Source organism: Polaribacter sp. BAL334, assembly GCF_015767435.1.
GTDB lineage: Bacteria > Bacteroidota > Bacteroidia > Flavobacteriales > Flavobacteriaceae > Polaribacter.
Genome location: NZ_JADWOV010000172.1, coordinates 1 through 1,302, shown reverse-complemented (window position 1 = coordinate 1,302; position 1,302 = coordinate 1). Strand labels below are relative to the sequence as shown.

Here is a 1,302-nt window from a genome sequence, read left to right as displayed (position 1 = left end):
GGGGAGAAACAACAAATCCGGGACCAGAATTTACTGCAAAAACTTGGACAACTTTAAATGATACGGATATTAACTCTTTATTTAAAGAAGGAGTAAATCCAGATACTCGACAATTTTGGCCAATTTGGCAAGTATTTATAGATGGCAGTAATGGTAAACTTGTAAATGACTACGGTTATTAATAAAATAATAAAACATACTTTTATGATGACAAAAATAAAAAATAGCCCAAAAGTAATTGTCACATTACTTTTAGCGCTTTTAGTTGTAAGTTGTGGATATAATGAAGAGGTAGTTAACGAATTATCTGTAAATAGAGAGTTTGCACCTGTAGATTTATCTGCAAGAATTAGAAATCAAACAACTGTAGAGTTGAACTGGACAAAAACGGAATTCATAACAAACTATGTTGTTGAATTTAGTGCAGATGATCCAAGTTTTTCAAACATTTTTAAAACAGAACAAGTAACTGTTGATCAACTCCCAATCCAAATTAGATTAGAAGGTGAAACAGAATATTCTATAAGAGTAAAAGCAATAAGCCCCAGAGGTTTAGATGATTCAACTTGGGCAATAATTACAGCAAGAACTTTAACCGAACAAATCATGTTGCCGTCAGAACCAGGAGATATAAAACCTCTTGAAGCAATTCTAAGATGGGAAGCAGGTTTAAATGTAACTCACTTTATTTTAGAACCTGGAAATATAAGACATGATATTTCTGCGCAAGAAAAAGCAGCAGGAATAGCAACAATTACTGGTCTAACATCAGAAACTGATTATGCAGCAACCTTATATAATAATGCTAAAATCAGAGGAACAGCTTCATTCAAAACTGGAATTGACGTAGGAAACAACACCTTAGTATTACCTTCTGATGATATCTTTCAAAAGATTGCAGATGCAGCTCCTGGAGACATTTTACTTTTTGAACAAGGAGATTATACAGCTCAAGTTGGTAGAATAACATTAAACAAATCAATCACATTAAGAGGTTTAAGAAGAGATTTCAAACCTAGATTAAAAGTTAGTTTTTCTATTGGAGCAGGAGCAAATGATGTAAATTTAATTGACTTAGATTTGACTGGAGATGTGCCAACTGAATTACTTGATGTTGTTAGATATAGTGGAGCTGGAAACTATAATTCACTTTTAATTAGCGGTTGTATTATTCATGATTACAATCGCTCTTTATTGGCAGGAAATGTTTCAAATGCAGTTATTCAAACAATTACCGTTGAAAATTCTATTCTATCAAATATTATCACAAGTGGAGGTGATTTTATTGATTTTAGAACTACT

General features: G+C 32.2%; 2 protein-coding genes. Both read left to right on the top strand.

All coding sequences use genetic code 11. From position 1 onward, the window contains the following. Positions 1-182: hypothetical protein (locus tag IU405_RS00900; RefSeq protein WP_197436757.1), on the top strand; the 182-nt coding region annotated here is incomplete at its 5' end. A 22-nt stretch (positions 183-204) separates the two neighbouring features. Further along, the coding region (locus tag IU405_RS00895) for a DUF4957 domain-containing protein (protein ID WP_197436756.1) at positions 205-1,302 on the top strand (1,098 nt) is incomplete at its 3' end.